This window comes from Streptomyces canus 299MFChir4.1 (assembly GCF_000383615.1).
Lineage (GTDB): Bacteria > Actinomycetota > Actinomycetes > Streptomycetales > Streptomycetaceae > Streptomyces > Streptomyces canus_C.
The window spans coordinates 1-26,159 of record NZ_KB911645.1 but is presented as its reverse complement, the minus strand read 5'-3'; the positions used below and the strand labels follow the sequence as shown (position 1 = coordinate 26,159).

Sequence of the window (26,159 nt, the reverse complement as noted above, 5' to 3'; positions counted from 1 at the left end):
ACTCCGATCGCCGAACTGGTCCGCCTGGCGAAGATCCGCTGGCGCATCGAGCACGACTACCGGGAACTCAAACACGGCCTCGGCCTGGACCACTTCGAGGGCCGCTCCTGGAACGGCTGGCACCACCACGTCACCCTGGTCACCGCAGCCCACGCCTTCCTCACCGAACAGCGCCTGGCCCCAAAAGCCGATACACCGGACTCACCCTCTACCAGATCCTCGACACCATCCAAGACCTGCTGAACTGCTGGACCGGCACCTGCACCACCTGCCACCGCCCCCTGCCCCCAACGTCCACCACCAGCCAGAACCCAAGAGCCAGAGCAACCTAACGGAGTCCTACTAGTGTGATGCGCCAGAAATCCTGAGGGTTAGTAAGTACCCTGTTGTGATGTCGCATTCGGGGCCTTCTGCTGTGGCGATCACGTTGTCCGAGGCTGAGCGTGCCGAGTTGGTGCGCCGGACGGAACTGCCGCACCGGCGCTCGGCCGAGAAGGCCCGCATCATCCTGGCGTGTGCTGACGGCATGTCGAACGCTGCTGTCGCGCGGCTCGTCGGTGTCCAGGCCAAGACGGTCGGCAAGTGGCGTCGGGCTTTTGCCGCGGAGCGGATGGCTGGGCTAGAGGACGCCGGCTGGATCGGCCGGCCCAAGGCCGACCTGATCCTCGACGATGCTGAGCGCAGCCAGCTGCAGCAATGGGCGCGGCAGGCCAAGACCGCCCAGTTCCTTGCGTTGCGGGCCAGGATCGTGCTGCGCTGCGCGGAGGGCGGGACGAACCAGCAGGCCGCGGCCGACCTCGGCATGGACCGGTCGACCGTGGACCGCTGGCGGGCCCGGTTCATCGCGAAACGCCTCGATGGTCTGCAGGACGAGCCGCGCTCGGGCCGGCCGCCTTCGATCCTCCTCGATCAGGTCGAGGAGGTCGTCGTGGCCACCCTGGAGTCGCTTCCGGGCCAGGACACGCACTGGTCACGGGCCTCGATGGCCCAGCGCACCGGCCTGTCGAAGTCGACGATCGGGAGAATCTGGAAGCGCTTCGACCTCAAGCCCCACCTGCAGGACTCCTTCAAGCTGTCCACCGATCCGCAGTTCGTCGCCAAGGTCGTCGACGTGGTCGGCCTGTACCACCACCCGCCCGAGAAGGCGGTCGTCCTCTGCGTGGACGAGAAGAGCCAGATCCAGGCGCTGGACCGCTCACAGCCAGTCCTACCGATGATGCCGGGCATGCCCGAACGCCGCACCCACGACTACCTGCGGCACGGCATCACCAGCCTGTTCGCCGCCTTCAACATCGCCGACGGCACCGTCATATCGGCACTGCACCGCCGCCACCGGGCGATCGAGTTCAAGAAGTTCCTGATCCGGATCGACAAGGCGGTTCCCGCCGGGCTCGACGTGCCCCTCGTCTGTGACAACTACGCCACCCACAACACCGCCGAGATCAGGACGTGGCTCGGCAAACACCCCCGCTTCCACGTCCATTTCACCCCCACCGGCTCCTCCTGGATGAACCAGGTGGAGCGGTGGTTCGGCCTGCTCACCGACAAGCTCATCCGCCGCGGCGTCCACACCTCCGTAAAGGCACTGGAGGAAGACATCACTGCCTGGATTAACACCTGGAACGAGAACCCACGGCCCTTCACCTGGACCAAGACAGCCGACGAGATCCTCAACTCCCTCGCCGACTACCTCACCAAGGTCGGAACCACCAACCGCAAAACAGAGCAGAACTAACCCTCAGGATTTCTGGCGCATCACACTAGCGACTGACCGCGATCGACGGCACCACGTTCGATCTGCCCGACACGAAGGCGAATGTGGAGGCGTTCGACCGTCCGCCCCGCTCCGGGCGCGGTGAACAGGACGTCGGATACCCGCAGTTGCGCATGGTCGGCCTGGTGGAGTGCGGCACCCACGCCGTCTTCAGTGCTGCGATCGGAGCTCTGCGCACCGGAGAGCAGGCTCTGGCGCGGGCGGTCCTGGTGTCCTTGCTGCCGGGCATGCTGCTGCTGGCCGACCGCGGCTTTTACAGCGGGGATCTGTGGCGCGCAGCCGCGGCCACGGGGGCGGACCCGCTGTGGCGGGTCCGCAAGGACCTCGTGCTGCCGGTGGTCGAGCAGCTGCCGGACGGTTCCTACCTCACTGAGATCTTTGGCCGGAGCGACATCCATCGCACCCGTCGTGGGGTGCCGGTACGTGCGGTGAAGCACACCATCGCCGGCCATAAGGGCGTCCACCGGCTCCTCACCACGATCCTCGACCCGCACATGGCCCCGGCCGCGGAAGTGGCCGCCCTCTACGCCCAGCGGTGGGAGTTCGAGTGCGCCTTCGACGAGATCAAGACCCACCTCGGCGCGTCGCACCGGCTACTGTGTTCGCAACACCCCGACGGGGCCGAGCAGGAACTCTACGGCTTCCTGCTCGTCCATCACGCCATCCGGCACCTGATGCACCAGGCCGCACAACAAGGCAACCAGGACCCCGGCCGGATCTCCTTCACCCGCTCACTGCGCGTCGTGCCGGCATTGCGGCTAGCTGCCTGACGTCAGGCAGTCAGCTGCCGGAGCATTTCGGCTGTATCGTGCAGGTTAGTCATGTGGATGAAATGGCCATCTTTGACCTGATAAATGGCATACTCAACGATCTCGAAGGAGGCTCCGGAAGGGGGGACGCCGAGCCATTCCTTTGCCGGAGTTCCGGTGTTAATTGCGCGTACCGCGATGCGGTCGCGGTCGATCAGCAGTTCCTTAAGATCCCAGTGAATATCCGGAACGGCGTCGACGGTCTGCCTCATGACGGTGACGACGTCATGCCGGGTTGCAGCTTCACCGTTGAGCAGTACTTGGTCACTAATGAACTCGTGCATGCTGTCGAAGTCATAAGCGTTGAGTGCTGCGCCATAGCGCATGTACCAGGAGCGCAGATCGATTTCCAACATTAATGACTCTCCTTCGATGCCGCTGCGCTGTGGAAGCGTATGCGACGACAGGGACGGGCGTACGGTTGTTTCCGAGCTCATCATTAGGAATGCGAGTGAGGGGCATTGTGTGCAGCGACATCTGCACTGTGGAGATCCCAGCACTCCCCGGGTACGGGGGCGGACACCTTGATCCAGGACCCTCCCGAACGACGTTCAGTTCCATGCAGGGTCCAAGAGATCAGCGAGTGCCTGAGTCGGGAGTGCCGTCGGTCGCCGTCATGGATTCCAGTGCCGTCCAAAGTTCGTGCTCGCGCTCCTGATCGTAGGACTCCGGCGCGCTGGGCGTGACTTTGTCCCGGTCGATGTAGGAGCCGGACGGCGCGGGCCTTGGCCCGGTGGCCACAGTGGCGAGTTGGGCCCCGGCGCGCTCTGCGGTGTTGGCGCCGGGGATGTGAGGGAAGACGTGGTGGTAAAGCCAGTTGCCGAGTTTGTCGGCCCGAACCAGATCAGTGCCGGGTGTGAACGCTGGGTTGAATGTGTAGACGTCGACATCGGGCATACGGCGGGCCAACTCGTGGACCAGGTAAACGACGCCGAGCTTGCTGGTCGAATAGGCAACGCGGCCGTTCACGTCTGCTGGCCGGGCCATGACAGCCGGGCTGGTCCAGCGCGGAGCCGGCACCAGGCCGAATGTGTACCGCAAGGTGCCAAAATGGGCGTCACTACCGGTGATCACGATGCGAGCGCCCGGCTTGAACGTAAGCGCGCGGATTAGCGCGAAATGCGCCAGTACGTTGACCCCGAAGGACAGCTCATAGCCGTCCGCCGTTGCGCTTCGGCTGTCCTTGAGTTGCAGAGCGGCGTTGCCCACGTAGCCGTCGACCTGCTCCTTGACCTGCGCAGCGGCGGCCCGCACCTCGGCCAACGAGGCCAGGTCGCCCCGGATCGTGGTGACCCGCGGATGGCTGAGCGTCTCGCCGCGGGCGATCACAACCAGTCGAAGATCAGGGTCGTCGCGCAACATCAGCTCGGCGGCTTGTCGGCCGAGCCCCCGAGACGCGCCAGTCATGACGAGGGTGGGCACAATTACTCCAGGGATCGAATACCAAGTGGTACTGAGTACCATATCGTACTGTGACCTGTCGGGCTAGGATGGGCGCATGGAAAGCCTCTCGTTGCGCGAGCGGAAGCAGCAGCGCGCTCGGCAGCGGATCGTCGACGCGGCCTGGGCGCTGTTCGCCGAGCGCGGCTTCGTGGCCGTGTCAGTGGCCGACATCGCCGAACGCGCCGAGGTCGGCCGGACGACGTTCTTTCGCTATTTCGGCGACAAGCAGGAAGTTCTCTTCGCCGATGAGGAGGTTCTGCTCGCAGCCATACGAGCCGCGCCCCGAGAGCAGGAGACGGCAACCGAAGTGCCAGACGCGATCTGGCAACTGTGGAAGATCGCCGAGTCGATCGGCGGCTTGATGTTCGGCGACCCCGCGCTGTGGGCGCTGCGGTCGCGTCTGCTCGCCGACAATCCGGAGCTACGCGACCGCGCGGCAAGAAAGCTGGACCGGATCGCCGACGCTCTGACCGACGTTCTGTGTGACTGCGGCACGGATCCCGACGTGGCCCGCACCGCCGCGGAGGTCGGCGTGGGCTGCTTCCGTGCGGCGCAACTGATCGCGGGCGAGAACCCGGCCGGCGTGATGCCTGCCATGCGCGAGGCGGTTACCAGGGTCCTGGCCTCGCGCTTTCACGAGGTGGGCTCTCCAAGTGTTGATCAGAAACACGAAGGGTGCCCTTGACCTCTCGAACCAAAGAGTCAGACCGTAAAGCCTGTGCTCACAATGATTGACCGGGGATGACTGGTATTTGGCCTGAAGCGCGATCCAGACGTGTTCGCGCAACGGTCACCGTGATCGTTCGCCGTACGAATCCTTCCGGGCGCGCCAGGCCCTCGTCACCCCCGTCGTCGACGCCGAGGAGGAGGCACTCACCCGGGCCTGCCCCTGGGCCTCGATCGGCTTCGCGTTCGCCGCGGCGATGGTCTCCGCGCGCAGGTAGTGCTGGTCCACGTGGACCAGCCGGACCTGGCCGACCAGACGCACTGGCCGGACATGCTCCGGGTGGTCGGCTCCCTGGTCACCGGGCAGGTCCGCGCGTACGACCTGCCGCGGATGTTCGGCTGCCAGGACGTCCCACCCCGCTGGGCACCGCGTTCGCCGAGTACAGGGCGGATCGCCAAGCCTCTGCACCTGCTACGGGTCGTCGACCCGGTCAACGACACCTACCGGCGGCAGGTGAACCGGCAGCTCACCTCAGCAATGGGTACGGGCGCCGCTTGGCTCTGCGCCGATGTCGTGTGTCACGGAACCTTGATCGTGCGCCATCGAAGTTTGATGGGTAAAAGCCCTGGTCACGAGCGTACTGGTGCCGCGCAGCCTCTTGGCTCGGCACCCTGCGAGGGCCCACGCTTCGGGTTCGAGTCCGGCCTCACGGACCCCCGACCAGGCGTGATCATACTTCGATGACACCAACTCGCCGTGCCCTCCGGCATAGGCCGACGCCTCGCCGAACCGCCGGCGTATCGCTCAGCGGGACCTGAGTCCGTCGACGACGACGTCCAGCATGCGGCTCAGCTGGGGGCGCTGCTCGGGTGCGCCGGCCACGGAGAGCAGACCGGCGAGGATGCCGCCTACCTCGACCGGGTCGATGTCGGTGCGCAGTTCTCCTGCTGTGGCGCCGGCCTCGAGCACCATCGCCAAGATCTGCTGGACCTCGTCGCAGACCGGTCCGGCGCCAAAGCGGCCGGAAGCGCTCATGGCGACCAGGGCCTCGCAGATGCCGCGTCGTTCACCGGCCCAGTCGGCGAATCGGAGCATCCACGCGTGGAGCGCCTGAGCGGGCGGCTCGGTGGCCAACAGGGTGCGCGCATCCTCGCGCAGGGGGCGGATCTGGTCCCGGTAGACCTCTTCGACCAGATCCTCACGGGTGGGGAAGTGCCGGTACAGGGTGGCGTTCCCCACTCCCGCGCGTTTGGCGATCGCGTCCAGCGAGATCCCGCGTCCGGATGCGAAGGCTTCGGCGGCCGTGGCGATGAGCTGCTCGCGGTTGCGCTGCGCGTCGGCGCGCAGGGTGCTGCGTGGAGGTGTCATGACCTTCGCGATCGTGAGTGTCGGATGAGGTTCGGGAACGATTCGGGGATGTCCCCGGTTCAGTGTACGGTGTGACAAGCGGGGACCTCCCCGATTGCGGGTGGTCTCACGCAACGCCGCAGCGACGAAAGGTTTGCCATGCCTACAGCCCTCATCACCGGGGGGACGACCGGGATCGGCAGAGCGACGGCCGAGCTGCTGCACGCCCGTGGCTACCAGGTCGCGGTCACCGGACAGAATCCCGAGTCCCTCGCCCGGGCACAGTCCGAGCTCCCCGGCGACGTACTCGTCGTCCGATCGGACGGGCGCGTGCTCTCCGACACCGACGCCCTGATGTCGGCGGTGTCGGCGCGGTTCGGATCGCTGGACCTGCTCTTCCTCAACGCCGGGATCTTCCGTCTGGCACCGGTAGCCGAAGTGACGGAGGAATCGTTCGACGAGCACGCCGACCTCAACTTCAAGGGCCAGTACTTCACCCTCCAAAAGGCCCTTCCCCTCATGAACGTCGGTGGCTCGATCGTGCTGACCGTCGGCATCGGATCCCGTCGCGGCACCCCTGGCGCCACGGTGGGAGCGGCGACACGCGGCGCGCTGCTGGCCATGCTGCCCTCGCTCGCGCTCGAACTGGCCCCGCGCAGGATTCGGGTCAACGCCGTGAGCCCCGGGGTCACCGACACCCCGCTGCTCAACAAGCTGGGGGTGCCCGAGAGCGGCCGGGACGCCATGCGCTCGAAGATCCCCTTGGAGCGCTTCGGATCCAGCCAGGAGGTCGCGGAAGCAGTCGCCTTCCTCGCCTCGGACGCCGCCGGCTACATCACCGGCCAGGACATCACCGTGGCCGGCGGCTACGGGCTCGGCGCCTGAAACCCCGGCGAGCCGACCACCAATCCACACCTCTCGAACACCACGAACCACACCTCACAGGAGAACACGATGGCACTCACTCTCGACACTTACCGGCTGCTGGGCCGTTCCGGACTCCGGGTCTCGCCGCTGGCGCTGGGCACGGCGACCTTCGGCACCGAGTGGGGCTGGGGCGCCGAACGCGACGAGGCGCGCAAGCTCTTCGACCGCTACACCGAGCTCGGTGGCAACTTCTTCGACACCGCCAGCACCTACACCAACGGCAGCTCCGAGCGACTGCTCGGCGAATTCGCCCGCACCAACCGCGACAAGATGGTGCTGGCGACGAAGTACTCGACGCTGCGCCAGCCCGGTGACCCGAATTCCGGGGGTACCCACCGCAAGAGCATGCTGGCGTCGGTGGAAGCCAGCCTGCGGCAGCTGAACACCGACTACATCGATCTGCTCTACGTGAACGTATGGGACTTCAGGACGCCGGTGGAGGAGATCCTGCGGGGCCTGGACGACCTGGTGACGCAGGGCAAGGTGCTGTACGTGGCGATCTCCAGCGCCCCCGCCTGGCAGGTGTCGCGCATGCAGGCGATCGCCGACCTGCGCGGCTGGTCGCCACTGGTCGCACTGCAGACCGAGTACAGCCTGATCGAGCGCACCGCGGAGCGTGACCTGATCCCGATGGCACGCGAGATGGGACTCGGCGTGGTCCCCTTCTCCCCGTTGGGCGGCGGGGTGCTCACCGGCAAGTACAGCCGGGAGGACCAGAACCCGGCGGGCTCCGTCGCCGGCGAAACCGCCAGCAGCCGCAAGAGCCTCAACGTCGCCCTGGGATGGGTCACCGACCGCAACCTTGCCATTGCCGATGCGGTGAAGGAGGTGGCCTCGGAGCTGGGCCGCACACCCGCCCAGGTCGCACTGGCCTGGACCCTGAACGCGCCGGGTGTGACGGCACCCATCATCGGCGCCCGCACCATCGCGCAGCTGGAGGACAACCTGGGTGCCCTGCAGGTCGACCTCACTCCTTCCCAGCTGTCCCGCCTCGACGAGGTCAGCGCCATCGAGCTCGGCAATCCGCACGGCCTGCTCGCCAGCGATCACATCCGCACGGTCACCACAGGCGACATGAAGATCGAAACCCTCGGCTGATTCGCTTCACAAACGGCGATCCGTAGATATCGATCTGTTTTTGATGAACGGAGCAACCTGGTATGGGTAAGTACAGCGACAGGAACGTGGTGATCACGGGTGGCAGCAGCGGCATGGGGCTCGCGCTGGCGGAGCTGCTGGTGCAAGGCGGAGCCCGCGTGGTGATCACCGGCCGCTCTCAGGCCAAGCTCGACGCGGCACGCGAGCGGCTCGGCGAGAATGCCGTGGCCGTCCGGGCGGATGTGGCCTCACTGTCCGACCTGGATATGCTCGCCAGCCGTGTAAAGAGCGAACTCGGGTCGATCGAGGCTTTGTTCGTCAACGCCGGCATCTCACCCCTCACGCCCCTCGAGTCGACGACCGAGGACATGTACGACGAGCTGTTCGCGATCAACGTCAAGGGCGCCTTCTTCACTGTGCAAAAGCTCGCCCCGCTGCTGAGCGCGAACGCCGGAATCGTCCTCACCACCTCGATCGCGAACGTCATCGGCATGGTGGACACCAGCGTCTACGCGGCCGGCAAGGCGGCGCTGCGCTCGATGGCCCGCTCGTTCTCCCGCGAGCTGCTTCCGCGCGGAATCCGTGTCAATGCGATCAGCCCGGGTCCCATCGATTCGGGGATTCTGGAAACGATGAACCTGTCCAAGGAGGCCGCCGACCAGTTCAGGGCGGAGCGGACCGCGAGCAACCCCATGAAGCGCTACGGCACTGTCGAAGAGTTCGCCAAGGCGGCCGCATTCCTCGCCTTCGATGCCACGTACACCTCCGGCATCGAGCTGGCCGTGGACGGCGGCGAAACCCAGCTCTGAGCTCGTCTGCCGTCCCGCCACGGGCGTAAGGCCCGCTACCGCGGCGGTTTCAGGAGACGCTGCAACACGTGGTTGTGTCGATCAGGAGGCGAGCAGTTTGCGTTCTCCAGATCGGCTCGACGCCGCCGAATTGGTCCCGGTGCTCGTTGATGAACGCTACGAGCGAGTGTGTGGCCGGTCGAGCTCGGCTGCGCAGAAAACTCGCCGGAACCGTCAGGATCTCGTTGGCCCGCTTGAGTTCGGCGACCATGCGCACCGCACCGCGGCGCAGCTTGTCGGTCAGCGAGCCATGAGGTCACGTAGCGCGATCAGCGTTTCGCGAGGGCTTTCCTCGGTGACGAAGTGTCCTCTGGGAACTTCGACCCCGAAGGCATCGGGCGCGAAGGTGCGCCGCCAGCAATCCAGCGGTGTCTCCGGTCCCTTGCCGAGGAACTCCGCTCCCCAGATGATCACGGTGGGACATGTGATGGTCCGGCCGGCCTTCAGGTCCTGGTCGTCGGCTTCCCGGTCGGTGGTGGCGCCGGCCCGGTAGTCCTCACAGAACGCGTGGATGTTCCGGGGCCGGCGCCAGGTCTGCCGGTACTGCTCGAAGGCCGCGGGAGAGAAGCAGTCGAGGGTTCTGTCGCCGGTGTGTGCCCGGACGAGCGTTTCGATGGCGTCAACGGTGAGTGCGTTCTCGGCCTGGGGTGTCGGCAGCGCCATCTCGGTCCAGTGCGGCAGCGCACCGGGCGTTGTCTCGATCAGGTCCCACACCGAGTGCACGGGCAAGTTGTCGAGTATCGCGAGCCGTTCGACGTGCTCGGGCATGCTGAGGGCCATCTGGTAAGCCACCTGGGCGCCGCGGTCGTGTCCGGCGACACTGAATCGTTCATGGCCCAGCTGTCCCATGAACTCGACCACCTCGGCGGCCATCGTCCGTTTGGCGTAGGTGTGGCGCCCACCGTCGCCGGTCGGGGCGGCTGATCTGCCATAGCCCTTCAGATCAAGGGCGATGACGCGGAAATCCTTCGCCAGATCCTCCGCGAGGGGATGCCAGCAAAGATGCGATTGCGGAAATCCGTGCAGGAGAACCAGGGCAGGGGCTTCTACCGGGCCGCCCACACGGGCGTACAGGTCGCCACCGCTGGTCGGCAGCGAGACGCTTGAGAATCCCGGGAAAAGTTCAATGGGCATGTCACTCTCCTTGGACAAGTCACTCTCCTTTTTCAGTCACAGTCGGGATCCGGCTCAGGACTGGCCGCGTGTTGCCTTCGAGCGGCTCCGCGGAGCATCCCCGCCGGCCCCTTGCTCGGGGCCGGCGGGGATGCGTCAGGCCGGTTCCACGGTGTCCAGTTCGACGTCGAGGTGCTGAGATCCCTGGCCGGGGTATCCGAGGGCGAAGGCGAGGGCGCGGAAGGTCTCGGGTGACTCGACGCGGATCTGGTGGGGCGTACCGGGCTTGGTGTAGATCAGATCGCCGACCTTGATGGTGCGCGCCTCGTCCGCGACCTGCATGACGGCCTCGCCCTGGACGACGAACCAGAACTCGTGCGTGGGGTGATGGTGGGCGGCCATCGTGGTCCCACCGGCGACCTCGAAGACGGAGACGAGAGCGAGATAGGTACCGGAGGTGGCCTCCTGCATCGACTCCTTGGGGATGAGGTATTTACTGCTGGCGGTCCCGAGGTGTTCGGGCACGGCTTCCATGTCGACGGACCAGATGTCCACGTGTGTTCCTTCCCAGTCAGAGTCGAACGCCGTAGCGTTCCTGCAGTTCCTCGGTCCAGTCCGGTACGCCGCTCACGCCGTACCGCTGCTGGATATCCGCGCGAGCGGCGTCGTCGGGGCCGAGAGCGGCCAGGGCGAGGAAGTAGTCCTCGAAAGTGGCTGGAGCGCTGATCTCCAGGATCCGGGCCGGTGTCGTGCCGGCGTTCCACACGGTGTGGGGGACGTGTCGCGGCTTGGTGATCGTCTCCCCCGCCACCGCGGTCCATTCCCGGTCACCGATGCGAACGCCGAGCTCGCCGTCGAGAACGATATTGACCTGGTCGTGGTCGGTATGGACGTGCGGCCAGAACAAGGTGCCGGGGGCGACGATCTGCTCGACGATGCTGAGCCGGCCGCCCGTGTCGGCGCCGAGTACGCGGAAGGTCGTCGGGATGCCGCCGAGGGAGACCTGTTGATCCTTGTGCGGGGTGTTCATGCGCGGTCCTTGTACATAGGGATGTCGACCAAGGGCTCGGGGATGACGCCGCCGTTGGCGTCAGCCTGTTCGTAGAGGTAGTCGTGAGTGTTTTGCATGGTCTTGAGTGCGGCGTCGACGTCGATGTGTACGAGCTTCCCGCCGCGCTTGACGACCTTTCCGGCGACGAGGACGGTGTCGACGTTGCCGGAGTTGGTGTGTCCGATCACCGCGCCGATCGGGTCCTTGCGGTACCAGCCCGCCTGGCTGATTCCGCGCATGTCGACGAGGACGATGTCGGCCTGCTTGCCGGGGGTGAGGGAGCCCACGCGATCTTCGAGGCCGGCGGCCCGGGCCCCGTTCACGGTCAGCCAGGTCATGGCGTCCCGGGCCGTCCAGGTCATGGTCTGCGGAGCGATCCACTGCTGGTAGTTGGGCTCGTCGGTCTTCCAACGGGTGACCTGCAGGGTGAGCCGGGCCATGCCGATCAGGTCGCCGCCGGTGCCGATGACGCAGTCGTTGCCGATGCTGGGTCCGTGGGTGAACCGGGTGGCCTCGGCGATCGACGGGAATCCCATGCCCATCTGCATCTCGGTCTCGGGGCAGACCGACACCGAGGCCCCGGCGTCGCGCAGCAGCTGCCACTCGTACTGGCTCATGAAGCTGCAGTGCACGAAGAGCATGTCCGGGCCGAGGATCCCGGCCTGCCCGTAGTGGGCGACGTCTGCGTACATCTGACGGACGCAGTGCTGGTTGGCGTGGACGACGATCCGGGCGCCGAGCCCGCGGGCGTCGACGACCTCTCGTGCGATCTCGTCCATGGGCGCGATCGGCAGTTCCTGGGGACAGATGCCGAAGGTGAGGAGCTGGTCGGCACTGCTGAAGTACTGGTCACGGATCTGCCCGGCGAGGGCGAGGCGTTCCTTGTAGTCGCCCAGTTCTCCGGCGGGCATCCCATCGGGCGGCGACTGGTCCCAGCTGTTGGAGGTGACCGGTGTGAGCGCGTGGCCGTAGAGGGCACGGATCCCGGAGTCGCGCAGACCTGTGACGGCGGCGTGGGCGTGGTCGGCGGTGACGATGTTGTGGCAGTAGTCGACGACCGTGGTGACGCCGCAGTTGAGCGCGTCGAGAGCGCCGAGGTAGTTGCCGGCGTACATGTCCTGCGGGCGGTAGAGCTCGGCGAACTGCAGTCGGACACCGCGAATGTAGTCGGGTACGACCCAGTCGACGCCGACTCCGCGCAGCGGGGTCTGCCAGAGGTGGCGGTGGGTGTCGACCATGCCGGGCATGGCGATCATGCCGCGGGCGTCGATGACCTCGGCGTCGACGCCCGTGTCCGCGAGGCCGGGACCGACAGCCACGATCTTTCCGTCCTGCACGAGGATGTCGCTGTCGCGCAGCTCCCCGGCAGTGGGATCCATCGTGATCACGTCAGCGCCCTGGATCAGCGTTTTCATGCGAGGACTCCTTTGTCTCTCCGTGCGGTGTGGCGGTTGGGGGGTCAGTTGCCGATGTCCAGGAAACCGGTGCGGCGACGCTTGAGCTGAGCGGAGAAGACGATCGCGAGAACGACCGCTCCACCGTTGAACACGTCGGTGACCCAGGGATCGACCCCGAGCAGTGACAACCCGCTGATGGCGGTACCGAGGAAGAACAGTCCGAGGATCGTGCCCGGTACGTTGTAGGTGCCCGGGTGCCAGTTTGTGGCGCCCAGGAACACCGCGGCGAGCGCCGGCAGGATGAACGGCAGGCCGCCGATGGTGGGATCGCCGTTGCCCTGCGCTCCGACCTGCAGCACGCCGGCGACTGCGGCAAGGAGCCCGGATCCGACGAAGCTGAGGAGTACCAGCCTGTTGACCCTAAGTCCGGTGAGCCGTGCGGCCGCGGCGTTCGACCCGACCGCGGTGAGGTGCCGGCCGAAGGGTGTCTGGGTGAGCACGAACCATGTGACCACTGCCAGCGCCAGCATGATGACGAGCAGCACGGGCAGGCCGACGATCAGCCGCGTACTGATGGTGGCGAGGGCCGGGGAGAGCCCGGTGCTGATCGGGACACCCTGGGTGTAGGCGGTGACGGCGCCCCCGATGACGGTACCGACCCCGAGTGTGGCGATGATCGAGTTGACGCCGAGGTAGGCGACGATCGCCCCGTTGAGGGCGCCGATCACTCCCCCGACCAGGAGTGTGCCGAGGACGGCGAGGGGCAGGGACAGCTCGGCCCGGCTCATCAGAGCGGCGCAGACGATCGAGCACAGTCCGAGATTCGCGCCCACCGAGACGTCGAACCGTCCGCCGACCAGCGGCAGCATCAGTGCCAACGCGGCGACGGCGAGCACGGACTGGGAGATGGCGATGCTGCGGAAGTTCGCTGCGGTCATGAAGGTCTCCGGCCGAAGCGCGGCGAAGACGAAGATCAGCGCGACGAAGAGGATCAGCAGGCCGAACCGTTCCAGCAGCACCCCGGGTGCAGGGGTCGTGCGGCGGCCGGGCGCGGGGATGGCAGGTGTTTCGGTCTGTGGTGTGGTCGACGAGGTGGTCACGGGGTCATCTCCTTGGTGAAGACCAGCTCGGTGAGTCGGTGGCGCTGCAAGTCGCTGCCGCGCACCTCGGCGGTGATCCGGCCGTCACGCAGGACGAGCACCCGGTCGCAGGCGTGGGCGAGCTCGTCGAAGTCGGAGCTGACGACCAGGGCGGCCATGCCGTCGCCGACCGAGGCACGGATGGCGGCGTAGACGTCGGCGCGGGCCCCGACATCGACGCCCTGGGTGGGTTCGTCGAGCAGCAGCAGGCGCGGGTTGCGCCGAAGCCACCGGGCGAGCACCACCTTCTGCTGGTTGCCGCCGGACAGCGACGCCATCAGGGCATCCTGGCCGGAGGTACGGACCGCGAAGTCGGTGATCGCGCGGTCGGCGTCGCGACGCTCATGGCGGCGGTCGAGCCGGCCCCGGACCCAGTACTTGGTGATCTCGGCTGCCGAGAGGTTCTCCCGCACGGACAGGTCGAGAAAGGCGGCTTCGTGTTCGCGTTCCTCGGGCACATGGGCGATGCCCAGCTTCATCGCCTCACCGGGGTTGCGGGGGCGGACCGTGACCCCGCCGAGCCGGATGGTTCCGGATTCCACGGGGTGGTCGCCGAAGATCATGCGCAGGAGTTCGGTCCGGCCGGCGCCCAGCAGGCCGGCGATGCCGACGATCTCCCCGGCCCGGACGGTCAGGTCGATCCCGCGGAGCGGCCCGCCCGTGAGATGGTCGACCTCCAGGACGACGTCGCCCACCGCGGCGGTGTCGGCGGCGTCTTCAGCGAAGACGCGTTCGACCGGGCGTCCGACGATGTACTCGATCATCTGTTTCTCGGTCATCCCGTCGGTCGTGCGCGTGACCACGTGGCAGCCGTCGCGCAGGACGGTCATGGCGTCGGTGAGATCCAGGACCTCGTCGATGCGGTGGCTGACGTAGAGGATGGTCTGGCCCGCGCGGGCGTAACGTCGCAGGGCGTCGAGCAGGACGCCGACCTCGTGCTCGGGCAGGGACGCGGTCGGTTCGTCGAGTACCAGGACCGACGGTCCGTCGCCGTGCCCGTCGTCCTGGAGGGCGCGGGCGATCGCGACCATGGTCTGATCCGCGGGGCGCAGGTCGCCGAGCCGGTCGTCGGGACGTGCGTCGATCTCGAATCGGTCGAGCAGCGATTGGGTACGTCGGCGCAGGCGCGACCAGCGGATCCTTCCCGCGCTCACCGGGAAGCGGTCGCCGATGGCGATGTTCTCCGCCAGGGTCAGAGCGGGGAAGGTGCTGGTGCTCTGATGGACGAAGCGCAATCCGCAGCGCCGGGCGAGCTCGGGTGTCGTGGTGTGGGCGGGCAGGGTCCGCGCGCCGATGTGTACCGCGCCGCCGGGGTCTGCCGTGTGGACTCCGGCGAGGATTTTGATCAACGTGGATTTGCCGGAGCCGTTGCCGCCGAGCAGGCCGTGGATGTGACCGGCACGGACCTCGAAGCTCACGTCGTCGAGGGCCAGGGTGGCTCCGAAGCTCTTGGTCAGGTGGCGGACGGCGAGCGCTGTGTCCTTCACGTCGTGCCCCCGCTCCAGACGCGCTCACGCGTGGTCTTGAAGTCGACGGGCACGTCTATGCCGGCGCCCTTGGCGGGCAGGCCGTGCCCGGCGTCGACGTAGATGAACCCGCCGCCCTGGTTGGGGAGGCCGGCCGGGTCTGCTCCGGAGAAGATCCGGTTGAGGGTGTCCGCGGTGGCCCAGATGTCGTACTCGTAGGGGATCAGACTGGTGGCGGTGACGACGCCCTCGTGGATGAGTTGCGTGCCGGAGACCTGGCCGTCGCCGCAGCACACGACGAGGTTGCTGCGGCCGGACTGCCGGATCGCGGAGGCGAAACCGCCGGTCATGAACGAGTCGGAGTCGTAGGCGACCGCGGCGGCGTCAGGGTGTGCGGTCAGTGCCGACTTGACGATCTGGGTGGCCGGGTTGGGGAATCCTGTGATGTTCCAGGTGACCGGGACCAGACGGCAGTCGGGGCAGGCGCCGGCCATCTCCTTTTCGAAGGCCTTCCAGCCGACCGCGTGGATGATCTGGTCGACGTTCTTGACCACGAGCACCTTAGGGTTCTTGATGCCGCGTTGGGCGAGTTCGGCGGCGAGGAAACGGGCGTTGTAGCGGCCCCGTTCGGTGTAGTAGTCACGGGTCTCGGTGGAGCCCATCGTGTTCAGCGTGGCGGTGAACAGCGATTCGCCGCTGCCGAAACTCGGGTCGTCACAGTCGAGCGCGGCGTAGTTGACCACCGGGACCTTTGCCGACCTCGCGGCGAGCAGGCCGCTCTTGATCTGCGGACAGTCGAACGCGGCCGTGACGATGCCGTCCGCGCGGGCGGCGATGGCCTGCCCGATGGCGGTGTTGGCAGCCGCCGCCTGGTACTTGCTGTCCACGACCTTCACGCGCCAGCCCAGCTTCCTGGCCGCCTCGGTGAAGGAGGCAGACATGGTGTGGCAGGCTTCGAAGTTCTCTCCGCAGGAGATGAACCAGACGGTCTTGCCGCGTACCGCGGCAGGGCCGTCGGTGGGCGGCTTCTGGAAGACACCGGCGAAGCCGCCGTCGAGGACCTTTTTCTGCTCCGGGGTCAGGGCGGCCTCGCCGGCCGCTTCGGATGGCCCGGTCGTGGTGCTGCATGCGGCGAGCAGGACGGCGCAGGCGAGGGCGAGCGGGCCGGCGAGCCACGGTGGCATCCGCCGTGGTCGCGTACGCGAGGGGATCGAGGTCATGCGGGTCTCCTACGGATCGTCGTTGAGTCCGCGGGCTGTCCAGGCCGCAGGCGTGGAGCGCGGTGCGCGCACCGAGGTGGCAGGCGGGAGGGGGGCGCGCTTAAGGGAAGGGTGCCGTCGTGGTGCCGGGAGGAACGGGGTGCGTAACGGGATGACGGGAGAACTGGCGAACGCGGTCATCAGGACTGATGCGTTCCAGTCATGATCGCGGCGAGGTCATCGGGGGCGAGGAATGACGGCGGTGGGGGTGGTCCCCAGTTGAAGAGTCCTCGCGCGCCCTCAAGCGTCTCCGGCGACCAGATCTGGTCGTCGAGGATGCAGTCCATGTCGGAGTAGTACTCGGAGAAGTTGCCGGCCGGGTCCTTCAGGTACCAGAAGAAGTTGGATCCGGCGTGGTGGCGGCCCAGACCCCAGACGTGCCGCTCGGGATGGCCCTCCAGCATGGCCGCAGCGCCACGGCCCACCTCGTCGATGTCGTCGACCTGCCACGAACTGTGGTGCAGGAAGGTGACAGGTGCGTTCAGGACCAGGATGTTGTGGTGGTCGGTCGAGCAGCGCAGGAACGCCCCGTGGCCCTTGATGCGGTCGCTGACCTTGAAGCCGATCCGGTCGGTGAAGAACCGGATGGTGGTCTCGTAGTCGGTCGACCCGAGCACCACATGGCCGAGCTTGCGCGGCCGCACGGCGCTCTCCCGCAGCACCCCGGGAGCGCGGCGGGAACCTCGTTCGATCCGGCCGGGCCCGTTGTGGGGGCTCACCGGGGACGGTGATTGCAGAATCGATTCTGCAATCTGGAGCACGACGCGGGTACCGGTCACGGGCTCGACGGTGGTCACGCCCGTCGCGCTCTGTTCGATGGGCGCCCCGGCCGCGCGAAGGCGGTGGGTCGCCGCCGCGATGTCGTCAGGGTGCTCGGCGCCGATCCCGATCTCGACCAGCCGCCTGACCGGGGCGTGTACCACGCGCAGCTGCCGTCCGCCGTCCGTGCTGGAGAGCCAGCCGTCCGGGTGGGACCGGAGTCCGAAGGCCGTGTAGTAGGCGATCGTCTCGTCGACGTTCGGCACTCCTACGGTGATCGAGGTCAGTCGATGGAGGGGCATCGCTACCGTCCTTCCGTCGTACGGCTGCGGGTGGTTTCGTGCGGGTCAGGGCGCGGGGGCGACCATGCGATGACGCATCTCGCCGACGCCGCGGACATAGCTCACGAGCTCGTCGCCGGCCTGCAGCCAGCGGGGAGGGGTGCGGCCGAGACCCACCCCGGAGGGTGTACCGGTGAAGATGACGTCGCCGGGCAAGAGTGGCGCGACCGCGGACAGCCGTGCAATCAGTTCCGGGACCGGGAAGACCATGTCCCGGGTGTGCCCCTTCTGCACCTGCTCGCCGTTGATCAGGCAGCCCAGCTCCAAGTCGTCCCGGTCGGGCAGCTCGTCGGGGGTCACCAGGACCGGACCGATCGGACCGAACCCCGGGTGCGACTTTCCGAGGCTGAACTGAGGGGCCGGCCCCACCTTCTGCAGGACGCGCTCGGAGATGTCCTGTCCGACCGACACACCGGCCACATGGGACCAGGCGTCCTCGGCAGCCACGCGATGGCCGCGCCGGCCGATCACGACGACCAGCTCGACTTCCCAGTCCACATCGCCCGGCGGTACGGCGATGTCTCCGAAAGGCCCGGTCAGTGAGGTGACGAACTTGGTGAACACCGGTGGGCTCTCCGGGACGGCGAAGTCCGACTCCGCGGCGTGGTCCGCGTAATTGAGGCCGATGGCGAACACCTGCCGCGGCTGCGGCACGGGGTTGCCGTAGGTCTCCTCGGCCACCTCGTACGCGTCCTCGGGGCGGGTGCTCCCCGCGAAGGCCAGAACCTCGTCCCAGCAGGCGTAGGCCTGCTGAGGGTCGGCAGGCAGGGCACCGCCGCTCGCGGTATGGAGATCGATGACCTTGCCAGGGGAAACCACCTGGTGGAGCCGGCCGGAGATGGCTGCGAATCGCACGCGAGATCCTCCTCGTGATGGCGACGCCCGTGCGGTCGGCCGCACTGACTTCGCTGTCGGTGCGACATGTCTACGCCGAGGCAAGTCGAAAGGTCAATACACTTTCGAAAGTCACCACGTAATTCGTTTCCCCGTGTAAGGTGCGAACCGTGGCCAGACAAGAAGGGTCCAAAACACGGACCGACGAAGTGCACCGCAAGCTGCGCAGCGACATCCTCGCCGGCCGTCTCGTGCCGGGTGCGCGGCTGAAGTTCCCCGAGCTGTGCGAGAGGTACAGCGTCAGCGTAGGGGCGGCTCGCGAGGCCTTGACCCGCCTGGCGGCCGATGGTTTGGTCAAGACCCAGGCACATCAGGGCTACATGGTGACTCCGCTGTCCCACGAAGACCTCGCGGATCTCACCCAGGCCCGAGTCGAGATCGAGTCGCTGGTGCTGCGCATGTCGGTGGCAGAGGGCGACATGCAGTGGGAATCACGCGCTGTAGCGACTCATCACGTACTCGAACGTACGCCCTTCCTCAGCGAAGCCGACCCCGACCACCCCACCGACGACTGGGCCGCCGCGCACGCCGCGTTTCACCTGGCCCTGCTCGGCGGCTGCACCAACCGCCGCCTGCTCGACGTGGCACAGGCACTGCGCGAGGAGGCCGAGCTGTACCGGCAGTGGTCGGTCTCCTTCGGCCAGGAGCCGGACCGCGACCTGGCGGGCGAGCATCGCGCCTTGCTGGAGGCCGCCGTAGGACGGCAGCCCGACCTGGCCGCCCAGCTGCTTCGCGAGCACATCGCCCACACCGCCCGACTGCTGATCAGCGTGGCCACCGACGAGCCCGTCGCGGCCGCCGGGGAACACGCGAACTGACCGAGCCCCCGCACGGCCCCCTGTCACCCCAACCCCACGCGGCCCCCATTCACCCGGGAGTCGCGCAGGGGGCATGCCCTGATCCCCTCCCCTACTCGCGAAGGACGAACGCGCATGGACGTCGGCCTCCTGCTCCTGCGACTGCTCATCGGCGCTCTGCTGGCCGGACACGCCTTCCAGAAACTCACCGGCTCCTTCGGTGGAGCGGGCCTGGCGCGCACCGGTGCCCTGTTCGAATCCTGGGGACATCGGCCAGGAGCGGTGATGGCCGCGGTGGCCGGTGTCTCCGAGGCCGTCGGCGCGGCCCTGCTCATCCCCGGCCTGGGGACGCCGCTCGCAGCGGCCGCCGTGGTGGGCACCATGACGGTGGCCGCTCTGGCTCTCTCCGACAAGGGCCTGTGGGCCACCCAGGGCGGAATGGAGGTCCCGCTGCTGTACGGCATCGCCGCAGCGGTCCTCGGCTTCACGGGGCCAGGTGCCCACTCCCTGGACGCCGCCCTCGGGTTCACCCGCTTCTCGGGCGGGAGCTGGGGCGCGCTGTCACTGGCGGTGGGCCTCGTCGCCGGCCTCGCCGTGGCGGGGCGAGCCCATCGGCTGCGCCACGCGCACTCCGCTTCCCAGAACTGAGGACTTGCGATCATGGATAAACGTTTCCCCAGCGCTGCCGCGGCTGTGGCCGACATCGCGGCGGGCTCCCGTATGGCAGTCGGCGGCTTCGGGCTCGTCGGCATCCCCGCCACTCTGATCAAGGCCCTTGTGGACCGGCCCGAGGCCCGCGACCTGGAGATCGTCAGCAACAACTGCGGCGTCGACGACTGGGGACTCGGACTTCTCCTCGCCGCCGGCCGCATCCGCCGGATCATCGCCTCTTACGTCGGAGAGAACAAGGAGTTCGCCCGCCGGTACCTCGCGGGCGAACTGGAGGTCGAACTGACCCCGCAGGGCACCCTCGCCGAACGGCTGCGCGCCGGCGGCGCCGGAATCGCCGCCTTCTACACCCGCACCGGCGTCGGTACCCAGATCGCCGACGGCGGCCTGCCGTGGCGGTACGACGGCGCCGGGGGCGTCGCCGTGGCCTCCCCCGCCAAACCCTGCGCGGTCTTCGACGAGCGGGAGTTCGTACTCGAGCGGGCCCTCACGGCCGATGTCGCGCTGATCAGGGCCTGGCGCGGCGACCGGCACGGCAACCTCGTCTTCCGCCGCAGCGCCCGCAACTTCAACCCGCTCTGTGCCCGGGCGGCCACGCTGACCATTGCCGAGGTGGAGGAGTTCGTCGATTCCGCCGAGCTCGACCCCGACGCCATTCACCTGCCCGGAATCTACGTCGACCGGATCGTCGTACTCGACCCCCAGGCCGCAGCCGACAAGCGCATCGAGAAGCGCACCGTGATCGAGGAGAACCCCTAGACATGGCTTGGAACAGAGACGAGATGGCGGCCCGAGCCGCCGCCGAGCTGCCTCACGGCGGCTATGTGAACCTCGGGATCGGGTTGCCCACACTGGTACCGAACCACATTCCGCCCTCGGTCGAGGTCGTGCTGCAGTCGGAGAACGGAATTCTCGGCCTCGGCCCGTATCCGGACCGTACGCAAGTGGACCCCGACCTGGTCAACGCCGGCAAGGAGACCGTCACCCTGCGAAGCGGGGCAAGCACCTTCGACAGCGCGGACAGCTTCGCCATGATCAGGGGTGGCCGGCTCGACGTGGCCGTGCTCGGCGGCATGCAGGTCTCCGCCACCGGCGACCTCGCCAACTGGACCGTGCCTGGAGCGATGATCAAGGGTATGGGCGGGGCGATGGACCTCGTGCACGGCGCCCGCCGCATCATCGTCCTCATGGAGCACCTCACCAAGTACGGCACCCCCAAACTGCTCCAGGCGTGCACCCTGCCCCTCACCGGCCGCGGCGTCGTCAACCAGGTCATCACCGACCTGGGCGTCCTGGACATCACTCCTGACGGATTCCTCCTCATCGAAACCGCACCCGGCGTCCAGGCCGGCGACGTTCAGGCGGCCACCGGCGCACCACTTCGCGTACGCCACGAGAGCCTGAAGGAGAACCAGTGACCAGGATCGCGGTTCTCGGCACCGGCGCCAACGGCGGTTCCATCGGCGCCGACCTGACTCGTGCCGGACTCGACGTCACCTTCATCGAGCAATGGCCCGAGCACGTCGCCGCGATGCGCGAGGACGGCATCCGGGTCGAGATGCCCGACGCCGACGAGGTAACCGCCGTCCGCGCGTTCAACCTGTGCGACGTAGCCACCTTGCGTGAGCGATTCGACGTGGTTCTCGTACTCGTCAAGGCCTACGACACCCGGTGGGCGTGCGAGCTGATCAAGCCGCTCGTCGCCGACGACGGAATGGTCGTCGGCGTCCAGAACGGCATGACGCTGGAGACGATCGCCGACGTCATGGGCGCCGACCGCGCTCTCGGCGCGGTCATCGAGGTCGCGTCGAACATGTTCGCGCCGGGCCTGATCCACCGCGACACTCCGCGTTCGCAGTCGTGGTTCGCCGTCGGCGGACTGACCGCCGAGGCGCAGCGCAAGGCCGTGACCGCTGCCGGTCTGCTGCGGCACTCCGGTACCGTCGAGATCTCCGACGACATCCTGTCCTCGAAGTGGATGAAGCTCGTCGCCAACTGCACGGAGCTGGTCACATCCGCCGTGCTGGACATGACCGTGCACGAGGCCGCGGAGGTCCCCGGCATGCTGGACGTCATGATCGAGGCGGGTAATGAGGCCGTCCGCACCGGACTCGCCCTCGGCCGCAGGATCCGACCGGTCCTCGGACTCACCGAGGCGGACGTCGCCGACCCGGAGAAGGTCGCACGCGCGCTCTTCGACGTCGTCCACGACCGGTTCGTCATCCCGGGGCAGCAGACCACTGTCCTTCAGGACTGGATCAAGGGCCGGCGCAGCGAGGTGCACCAGATCAACGGGCATGTCGTCGCGGAGCAGACCAGACTCGGCGGGCGGGCGCCGGTCAACGAACGCGTCGTGGAGGCCGCGCGCAGGATCGAGGAACACCAGGTCGTTGCCGGTCCTGAGGTCGCCGAACTCCTGCTGGCCACCGCTCAATGACAGCTGAGAGCAGCTCACACCCTGCAGCCTCCCAGCGGCAGTAGCTGCGATCGTCGTCGGCTTCACGCGCGCACGCTCGACCATCGGAGATGCCATGGGTGTGACGCACTCGGTGCAACCTCATGGCGGGAAGCGGGCGGGCTGCGGGTCCGCGTCGCCGTTGACCGGCCCGGCGGAAAGCGGCTGCGGTCGACATCTGCGGAGGCCCTCGGCTCCAGGCTGCGAGTGCGGCGCGTACGGCGGTGGCCGGCTCGGGATCCTGGAGCATGTGCTCTGCGGGCCTGCCGACCCCATCACACGATGGCCGGCTCGACGATCAGCCGTACGCCAGCCGTCATCATCCTATTCGGGTTCGACCAACACCAGCGCCGCACCGCATCCAGGTGGGGTCCGGTCGGGGTTGCCCATGGAATGGGAGAAGATACAGCGGCAGGCACGGGCTACCTCATGATCATCGGGCTTAGACACCACAATGATCACGAAGCCCGCGCCTGCCCTGTTATGCACCCCAACCGGTCACAACCCGACCAGCCGCATGCCCCCGGAACTTGCAACCGCCCTGCAGTGCACCCCGCGTGATGGCCACCTTCCGCAACCTCGCGATCGGCCTCGCCCACCTCGTCGGCTGGCGCAACCAGGCCGCCGCAGTCGATCACTACAGGTCACACCAGCGACCACGCGTTCGACCTCATCACGCCCAACGGCTGAGAACGCCCACGCCTTGCATCTTTGGCGGCGAAGGCTCATTGCTCGACTTCTTCGTCGCGAGGGCCGACGTTATTCGTGCTCCGCCTCGATGAGGTAGAGCACGTCCTTGAATCCCCGCGCGTCGCGCGCAGGTGTGAGGCTCCCTTCACCTCACACCTGCGCTTTCCGGCAGGAGGGTCAGGCGGTTTGTGCCAGGTAATGTCCCAGGTTTCGCTCGACTTCTTCGACGCCGATTTCGGCGAAGATGTTGGCGAAGACGGCGCCTCGGGCTTGGAAGCCGGGCCAGGTAGCAGAGGTGGTGAATGCGGCCCAGGAGTCGCGAATGTTGCCCTGCGGGGGGAGGCTGGCGCGGTTCACGATCGATTTGACGCCACGTACGGCATCGGCGTCGAACGCCGCGATGCGTGCGGCGGTCGATTCGACGAACCGATCGAGATCGGCATCCGGCAGTGCTCGGGTGACCCAGCCGAAACGCTCAGCGGTAGCCGCGTCGTAGTCGGCGCTGGTGAGCAGAATTTCGAGGGCGCGGTCGCGGCCGACAAGCGATGGCAGCCGGTCGCCCGCGCCTCCGCCAGGGAGAAGACCGGTGCCGACCTCAGGCTGGCAGAAGATCGCTTGCTCGCGGCTGGCGTAGCGCAAGTCGAAAGCGAGGGTAAGTTCGTCACCTCCGCCGCGAGTACGGCCGCGAATCGAGGCGATGCTGACGAACGGCGCGGATGCCAGCCGTGTCGCTACGTCGATGAACAACGGGGTGCCGTCGGTCGTGTGCTGGGAGAGCAACCCGTCGAACTGGCTGAGGTCGGCGTGGTTGTAGAAGTACCCGGGGGTTGCGCTGTCGAAAATGACAACTTGGACATGAGCATCGGTGCTGAGGACGTCGATGATGTCGGAAAGTTCGGCGATAGTGTCGGCGCCAACGACGTTCACGGGCCCGTTCGCAAAGGTGACTCGCCGGATCTTCGGGGATATGGCTTGGATGTTGAACTGCATGGACTCCTTCTTTCGGATTGACCGGGCGCGCACTCAACTGGCGCGCGGTCGAGCCGGGCGACGAACGCGCACAGATGTCGGTGGTCCCCATTTCGGTATGCCTGGGATCTGCTGATGCTTCGGGACATCAGAGGGCGTGGGCTGGAAGGGTGCGCTCGAGGGCGGGGAGCACCGTGCTGTGTTTAGCGGAGATCGGCCACCTTCACGCTTGCCCACTTCTCGAGTTCGGCGAGGCGGGCCTGGAGGCCTCCGCGGATGGCGTCGATGGCGTCCTGCCCGACGGCGTATCGCAGTGGAGGCTCCGCCATGGTCGCAACAGCGAGGACCGCGTCCGCGACGTCACCCGGGTCGCCATACGCTGCGGCCGGGAGGGCGCGGAACTGCTCGAAGAACGCACCCACCGTGGGCAGGTACGGCTGAGAGGGAGCGATGATCTCTGCGGACGTCGTAAACTCCGTGCCGAAGAGCCCGGGCTCGATGATCGTGACCCGGATTCCGTGGGGGGCAAGTTCCTGCGCAAGCGACTCGCTCATGAGTTCGACTGCGGCCTTCGAGGCGGAATACACTCCGGAAGATGCCCACGCGTATGAGCCGACATAGGACGACAGCTGAACGACGCTGCCGCGGGAAGCGCGAAGCGCCGGAAGGCTCGCACGGAGAACGGCGAGGTTCGCGAGGAAATTGGTGTCGATTATTCTTTGAGCAACGGCGCCGGCAGTGTCTTCCACCGCCGCCCACAGGCCGTAGCCGGCGTTGTTCACCAGGACGTCCACGCCTCCGGCGGAAGCGATCGCTTCGGCAAGTGTTTCTTCTGCAACGTCGCTGGTCAGGTCGAGCGTGAGTGGTGTGACGCTGCCATCTGGCGCAGAACTGACGAGTGCCTGCAGCAACTCAGTGCGTCGCCCGACAGCGATGACGTGGTGGCCCGCCGCGACTGCTCGATCGGCCGTGAGGCGGCCGAAGCCCGATGTTGCACCGGTGATGAGCCAAGTGCCCATGATGGTTCTCCTTCTTATGTTGACGGTTCGCACGGGGGTCGTGCGGCGACGTCCCTATCAGTCAAGCGGTGCGGGAGCCGCCGTGGGTCTCTGGAGCCAGCCCACCGGTTCCTGGGAAGCCGCTGCCTAGGACGCGGAGGGCTAGCTTCCTCACCCCCAAGCAGATGGACAATTGGGAGAATTGAAGAATGGCTAAGAACGAGGAGTTGGGCGACTTCCTGCGCGCCCGTCGCGCCTCAATCGCTCCTGAAACGATCGGCGTGTTCGACGAACAGAAGCGTCGCGTGCCGGGACTGCGCCGGGAAGAGTTGGCGCGCCTTTCAGGGTTGAGCGTGGATTACTACACCCGCCTCGAGCAAGGGCGCCCCATCGAGCCCTCCGAAACAGTACTGGACGCGCTTGCAACCGCGTTGGGTCTCGATCCGACGGAGCGTTCCTACCTGCACACCGTGGCGCGACGACCGGCAACCACGGGAACGCGAGGTCGCAGTCCTCGCTCCTCTCAAGCGGTGCGCCCAGGGTTGTTCGCCCTGATGGAGGCGTTCGGCGATGTCCCGGTTTATATTCTCGGCCGACAGACCAACGTGCTGGCGTCGAACAATCTCGCTCGCCTGCTGCTGACTGACTTCAACCGAATGCCTGCTCGCGAACGGAACGCGATCCGCTGGGTCGTGCTCGACGAAGCCGCGAGATCACTCTTCGGTGACGGCTGGGAGCAAGCCGTCGCTGAACTCACCGGTGCTCTGCGCATGGACGCGGCCAGGCACCCCGACGACCACAAGACCGCGGAGCTCGTCGGTGAACTTTCCATCAAGAGTGAGACCTTCCGAAAGTGGTGGGCCATGCGGAAAGTCGTAAACCTCGGAAAGGGCAGCAAAGTGCTACAGCACCCCCTGGTCGGGGAAGTCACACTTAGACCTTGTCTCATGTGGTGATGGTGTGTGCTGCGGCATGATGTCTCTTCGTGAGTGCCGATCTGTCGCAGCGGCTGGTTCCTGACGGTCTGTGGGAACTGGTCGCCCCGCTGCTGCCGTCGTTCAATTCCCGTCCGCAGGGCGGCGGGACCGCGCCGTTGGACGAGCGTGCCGTGTTCACGGCGGTGGTATACGTGCTGACCAGCGGGTGCGCCTGGCGGTATCTGCCGGAGACGTTCGGGGTGTCGCCCGCAACAGCACACCGCCGGTTCACAGCGTGGACCGAGGCCGGGTTATGGCGCCGATTGCACCGG

Annotated in this window: 31 protein-coding genes; 15 read left to right on the top strand and 16 right to left on the bottom strand. The window is 67.1% G+C overall.

Annotated elements, in window-relative coordinates:
- From H293_RS0146635 to H293_RS51955, 3 genes are all read left to right on the top strand, one after another.
- Positions 1-243: transposase (locus tag H293_RS0146635; protein ID WP_020124632.1), on the top strand; the 243-nt coding region annotated here is incomplete at its 5' end.
- 148 nt (positions 244-391) lie between these two features.
- On the top strand, positions 392-1,735 hold the full coding sequence (locus H293_RS0146630; RefSeq protein WP_106968610.1) for an IS630 family transposase: 1,344 nt from the start codon (positions 392-394) through the stop codon (positions 1,733-1,735).
- A gap of 32 nt (positions 1,736-1,767) precedes the next feature.
- Positions 1,768-2,544 (top strand): IS4 family transposase, encoded by a 777-nt coding sequence (locus tag H293_RS51955; RefSeq protein ID WP_078612918.1) that lies wholly within the window; start codon positions 1,768-1,770, stop codon positions 2,542-2,544.
- 2 nt (positions 2,545-2,546) lie between these two features.
- Here the strand turns inward: H293_RS51955 and H293_RS0146620 are convergent, their stop codons facing one another.
- Positions 2,547-2,939, bottom strand: coding sequence for an ester cyclase (locus H293_RS0146620; RefSeq protein WP_020124629.1), 393 nt, complete (start codon positions 2,937-2,939; stop codon positions 2,547-2,549).
- Between the two features lie 220 nt (positions 2,940-3,159).
- Positions 3,160-4,005 carry an SDR family NAD(P)-dependent oxidoreductase gene (locus H293_RS0146610; RefSeq protein ID WP_020124628.1) on the bottom strand — a complete coding sequence of 282 codons (846 nt, stop codon included), beginning with the start codon at positions 4,003-4,005 and terminating at the stop codon, positions 3,160-3,162.
- Between the two features lie 76 nt (positions 4,006-4,081).
- On the opposite strand from H293_RS0146610, the gene H293_RS54150 reads away from it, so the two are divergent.
- Entirely contained in the window at positions 4,082-4,711 is a 630-nt protein-coding gene (locus tag H293_RS54150) for a TetR/AcrR family transcriptional regulator (RefSeq protein ID WP_020124627.1), read from the top strand.
- A 105-nt stretch (positions 4,712-4,816) separates the two neighbouring features.
- Here the strand turns inward: H293_RS54150 and H293_RS58885 are convergent, their stop codons facing one another.
- Positions 4,817-5,014 (bottom strand): hypothetical protein, encoded by a 198-nt coding sequence (locus H293_RS58885; protein WP_020124626.1) that lies wholly within the window; start codon positions 5,012-5,014, stop codon positions 4,817-4,819.
- A 9-nt stretch (positions 5,015-5,023) separates the two neighbouring features.
- On the opposite strand from H293_RS58885, the gene H293_RS58060 reads away from it, so the two are divergent.
- A complete protein-coding gene (locus H293_RS58060; RefSeq protein WP_259294723.1) occupies positions 5,024-5,437 on the top strand; it encodes a transposase in 414 nt (137 codons plus the stop codon).
- 60 nt (positions 5,438-5,497) lie between these two features.
- Here the strand turns inward: H293_RS58060 and H293_RS0146595 are convergent, their stop codons facing one another.
- Positions 5,498-6,061 carry a TetR/AcrR family transcriptional regulator gene (locus H293_RS0146595; RefSeq protein WP_020124625.1) on the bottom strand — a complete coding sequence of 188 codons (564 nt, stop codon included), beginning with the start codon at positions 6,059-6,061 and terminating at the stop codon, positions 5,498-5,500.
- Between the two features lie 138 nt (positions 6,062-6,199).
- On the opposite strand from H293_RS0146595, the gene H293_RS0146590 reads away from it, so the two are divergent.
- The 3 genes from H293_RS0146590 (at position 6,200) to H293_RS0146580 (ending at position 8,874) form a co-directional block, all read left to right on the top strand.
- Complete coding sequence (locus H293_RS0146590) at positions 6,200-6,925, top strand: SDR family oxidoreductase (RefSeq protein WP_020124624.1); 726 nt, start codon at positions 6,200-6,202, stop codon at positions 6,923-6,925.
- A 69-nt stretch (positions 6,926-6,994) separates the two neighbouring features.
- Entirely contained in the window at positions 6,995-8,065 is a 1,071-nt protein-coding gene (locus H293_RS0146585) for an aldo/keto reductase (RefSeq protein WP_020124623.1), read from the top strand.
- A gap of 62 nt (positions 8,066-8,127) precedes the next feature.
- Positions 8,128-8,874 (top strand): SDR family oxidoreductase, encoded by a 747-nt coding sequence (locus H293_RS0146580; RefSeq protein WP_020124622.1) that lies wholly within the window; start codon positions 8,128-8,130, stop codon positions 8,872-8,874.
- A 49-nt stretch (positions 8,875-8,923) separates the two neighbouring features.
- Here H293_RS0146580 and H293_RS59665 read toward each other — a convergent pair whose 3' ends face one another.
- From H293_RS59665 to H293_RS0146535, 10 genes are all read right to left on the bottom strand, one after another.
- Positions 8,924-9,124 carry a hypothetical protein gene (locus H293_RS59665; protein WP_213083782.1) on the bottom strand — a complete coding sequence of 67 codons (201 nt, stop codon included), beginning with the start codon at positions 9,122-9,124 and terminating at the stop codon, positions 8,924-8,926.
- 29 nt (positions 9,125-9,153) lie between these two features.
- A complete protein-coding gene (locus H293_RS0146575; protein ID WP_020124621.1) occupies positions 9,154-10,047 on the bottom strand; it encodes an alpha/beta fold hydrolase in 894 nt (297 codons plus the stop codon).
- Positions 10,048-10,182: 135 nt separating this feature from the next.
- A complete protein-coding gene (locus H293_RS51940; protein WP_020124620.1) occupies positions 10,183-10,581 on the bottom strand; it encodes a cupin domain-containing protein in 399 nt (132 codons plus the stop codon).
- A gap of 16 nt (positions 10,582-10,597) precedes the next feature.
- A complete protein-coding gene (locus H293_RS0146565; RefSeq protein ID WP_020124619.1) occupies positions 10,598-11,056 on the bottom strand; it encodes a cupin domain-containing protein in 459 nt (152 codons plus the stop codon).
- On the bottom strand, positions 11,053-12,492 hold the full coding sequence (locus H293_RS0146560) for an amidohydrolase family protein (RefSeq protein ID WP_020124618.1): 1,440 nt from the start codon (positions 12,490-12,492) through the stop codon (positions 11,053-11,055). The genes H293_RS0146565 and H293_RS0146560 overlap by 4 nt, the downstream gene beginning before the upstream one ends.
- Before the next feature lie 44 nt (positions 12,493-12,536).
- Complete coding sequence (locus H293_RS0146555) at positions 12,537-13,574, bottom strand: ABC transporter permease (RefSeq protein ID WP_020124617.1); 1,038 nt, start codon at positions 13,572-13,574, stop codon at positions 12,537-12,539.
- Positions 13,571-15,100 carry a sugar ABC transporter ATP-binding protein gene (locus H293_RS51935; protein WP_020124616.1) on the bottom strand — a complete coding sequence of 510 codons (1,530 nt, stop codon included), beginning with the start codon at positions 15,098-15,100 and terminating at the stop codon, positions 13,571-13,573. The genes H293_RS0146555 and H293_RS51935 overlap by 4 nt, the downstream gene beginning before the upstream one ends.
- Positions 15,097-16,299, bottom strand: a complete 1,203-nt coding sequence (locus H293_RS0146545; RefSeq protein WP_078612917.1) for a sugar ABC transporter substrate-binding protein — start codon at positions 16,297-16,299, stop codon at positions 15,097-15,099. Before H293_RS0146545 ends, H293_RS51935 begins: the two co-directional genes overlap by 4 nt.
- Positions 16,300-16,478: 179 nt before the next feature.
- Entirely contained in the window at positions 16,479-17,399 is a 921-nt protein-coding gene (locus tag H293_RS0146540) for a VOC family protein (RefSeq protein WP_020124614.1), read from the bottom strand.
- A gap of 45 nt (positions 17,400-17,444) precedes the next feature.
- Positions 17,445-18,293, bottom strand: coding sequence for a fumarylacetoacetate hydrolase family protein (locus H293_RS0146535; RefSeq protein ID WP_020124613.1), 849 nt, complete (start codon positions 18,291-18,293; stop codon positions 17,445-17,447).
- Positions 18,294-18,442: 149 nt separating this feature from the next.
- Between H293_RS0146535 and H293_RS0146530 the strand changes: the two genes are divergently transcribed.
- The 5 genes from H293_RS0146530 (at position 18,443) to H293_RS0146510 (ending at position 22,235) form a co-directional block, all read left to right on the top strand.
- Positions 18,443-19,150: a GntR family transcriptional regulator gene (locus H293_RS0146530; protein WP_028808818.1), complete on the top strand. Its 708-nt coding sequence runs from the start codon at positions 18,443-18,445 to the stop codon at positions 19,148-19,150.
- A gap of 114 nt (positions 19,151-19,264) precedes the next feature.
- Positions 19,265-19,777: a DoxX family protein gene (locus H293_RS0146525; RefSeq protein WP_020124611.1), complete on the top strand. Its 513-nt coding sequence runs from the start codon at positions 19,265-19,267 to the stop codon at positions 19,775-19,777.
- Between the two features lie 12 nt (positions 19,778-19,789).
- On the top strand, positions 19,790-20,557 hold the full coding sequence (locus tag H293_RS0146520; RefSeq protein ID WP_028808817.1) for a CoA transferase subunit A: 768 nt from the start codon (positions 19,790-19,792) through the stop codon (positions 20,555-20,557).
- Positions 20,558-20,559: 2 nt separating this feature from the next.
- Positions 20,560-21,216, top strand: coding sequence for a CoA transferase subunit B (locus H293_RS0146515; RefSeq protein ID WP_028808816.1), 657 nt, complete (start codon positions 20,560-20,562; stop codon positions 21,214-21,216).
- Positions 21,213-22,235 carry a ketopantoate reductase family protein gene (locus tag H293_RS0146510; protein ID WP_020124608.1) on the top strand — a complete coding sequence of 341 codons (1,023 nt, stop codon included), beginning with the start codon at positions 21,213-21,215 and terminating at the stop codon, positions 22,233-22,235. The genes H293_RS0146515 and H293_RS0146510 overlap by 4 nt, the downstream gene beginning before the upstream one ends.
- 885 nt (positions 22,236-23,120) lie before the next feature.
- Here H293_RS0146510 and H293_RS0146505 read toward each other — a convergent pair.
- Together H293_RS0146505 and H293_RS0146500 are read right to left on the bottom strand one after the other, a co-directional pair.
- Positions 23,121-23,933: an enoyl-CoA hydratase/isomerase family protein gene (locus tag H293_RS0146505; RefSeq protein WP_020124607.1), complete on the bottom strand. Its 813-nt coding sequence runs from the start codon at positions 23,931-23,933 to the stop codon at positions 23,121-23,123.
- A 182-nt stretch (positions 23,934-24,115) separates the two neighbouring features.
- Entirely contained in the window at positions 24,116-24,931 is an 816-nt protein-coding gene (locus H293_RS0146500) for an SDR family NAD(P)-dependent oxidoreductase (protein ID WP_020124606.1), read from the bottom strand.
- A gap of 188 nt (positions 24,932-25,119) precedes the next feature.
- On the opposite strand from H293_RS0146500, the gene H293_RS56500 reads away from it, so the two are divergent.
- Entirely contained in the window at positions 25,120-25,866 is a 747-nt protein-coding gene (locus H293_RS56500; protein ID WP_078612916.1) for a helix-turn-helix transcriptional regulator, read from the top strand.
- Positions 25,867-25,895: 29 nt separating this feature from the next.
- On the top strand, positions 25,896-26,159 hold a 264-nt coding region (locus H293_RS0146490), incomplete at its 3' end, for a transposase (protein ID WP_020124604.1).

What these genes read in the sequence shown, in the direction of transcription:
- H293_RS0146630 (WP_106968610.1), top strand. Translation starts at nt 392, where the DNA reads ATGTCGCATTCGGGGCCTTCTGCTGTGGCGATCACGTTGTCCGAGGCT.
- H293_RS0146620 (WP_020124629.1), bottom strand. Translation starts at nt 2,939, where the DNA reads ATGTTGGAAATCGATCTGCGCTCCTGGTACATGCGCTATGGCGCAGCA.
- H293_RS54150 (WP_020124627.1), top strand. Translation starts at nt 4,082, where the DNA reads ATGGAAAGCCTCTCGTTGCGCGAGCGGAAGCAGCAGCGCGCTCGGCAG.
- H293_RS58060 (WP_259294723.1), top strand. Translation starts at nt 5,024, where the DNA reads ATGCTCCGGGTGGTCGGCTCCCTGGTCACCGGGCAGGTCCGCGCGTAC.
- H293_RS0146595 (WP_020124625.1), bottom strand. Translation starts at nt 6,061, where the DNA reads ATGACACCTCCACGCAGCACCCTGCGCGCCGACGCGCAGCGCAACCGC.
- H293_RS0146590 (WP_020124624.1), top strand. Translation starts at nt 6,200, where the DNA reads ATGCCTACAGCCCTCATCACCGGGGGGACGACCGGGATCGGCAGAGCG.
- H293_RS0146585 (WP_020124623.1), top strand. Translation starts at nt 6,995, where the DNA reads ATGGCACTCACTCTCGACACTTACCGGCTGCTGGGCCGTTCCGGACTC.
- H293_RS0146580 (WP_020124622.1), top strand. Translation starts at nt 8,128, where the DNA reads ATGGGTAAGTACAGCGACAGGAACGTGGTGATCACGGGTGGCAGCAGC.
- H293_RS59665 (WP_213083782.1), bottom strand. Translation starts at nt 9,124, where the DNA reads ATGGTCGCCGAACTCAAGCGGGCCAACGAGATCCTGACGGTTCCGGCG.
- H293_RS0146575 (WP_020124621.1), bottom strand. Translation starts at nt 10,047, where the DNA reads ATGCCCATTGAACTTTTCCCGGGATTCTCAAGCGTCTCGCTGCCGACC.
- H293_RS0146565 (WP_020124619.1), bottom strand. Translation starts at nt 11,056, where the DNA reads ATGAACACCCCGCACAAGGATCAACAGGTCTCCCTCGGCGGCATCCCG.
- H293_RS0146560 (WP_020124618.1), bottom strand. Translation starts at nt 12,492, where the DNA reads ATGAAAACGCTGATCCAGGGCGCTGACGTGATCACGATGGATCCCACT.
- H293_RS0146545 (WP_078612917.1), bottom strand. Translation starts at nt 16,299, where the DNA reads ATGACCTCGATCCCCTCGCGTACGCGACCACGGCGGATGCCACCGTGG.
- H293_RS0146540 (WP_020124614.1), bottom strand. Translation starts at nt 17,399, where the DNA reads ATGCCCCTCCATCGACTGACCTCGATCACCGTAGGAGTGCCGAACGTC.
- H293_RS0146525 (WP_020124611.1), top strand. Translation starts at nt 19,265, where the DNA reads ATGGACGTCGGCCTCCTGCTCCTGCGACTGCTCATCGGCGCTCTGCTG.
- H293_RS0146520 (WP_028808817.1), top strand. Translation starts at nt 19,790, where the DNA reads ATGGATAAACGTTTCCCCAGCGCTGCCGCGGCTGTGGCCGACATCGCG.
- H293_RS0146515 (WP_028808816.1), top strand. Translation starts at nt 20,560, where the DNA reads ATGGCTTGGAACAGAGACGAGATGGCGGCCCGAGCCGCCGCCGAGCTG.
- H293_RS0146505 (WP_020124607.1), bottom strand. Translation starts at nt 23,933, where the DNA reads ATGCAGTTCAACATCCAAGCCATATCCCCGAAGATCCGGCGAGTCACC.
- H293_RS0146500 (WP_020124606.1), bottom strand. Translation starts at nt 24,931, where the DNA reads ATGGGCACTTGGCTCATCACCGGTGCAACATCGGGCTTCGGCCGCCTC.
- H293_RS56500 (WP_078612916.1), top strand. Translation starts at nt 25,120, where the DNA reads ATGGCTAAGAACGAGGAGTTGGGCGACTTCCTGCGCGCCCGTCGCGCC.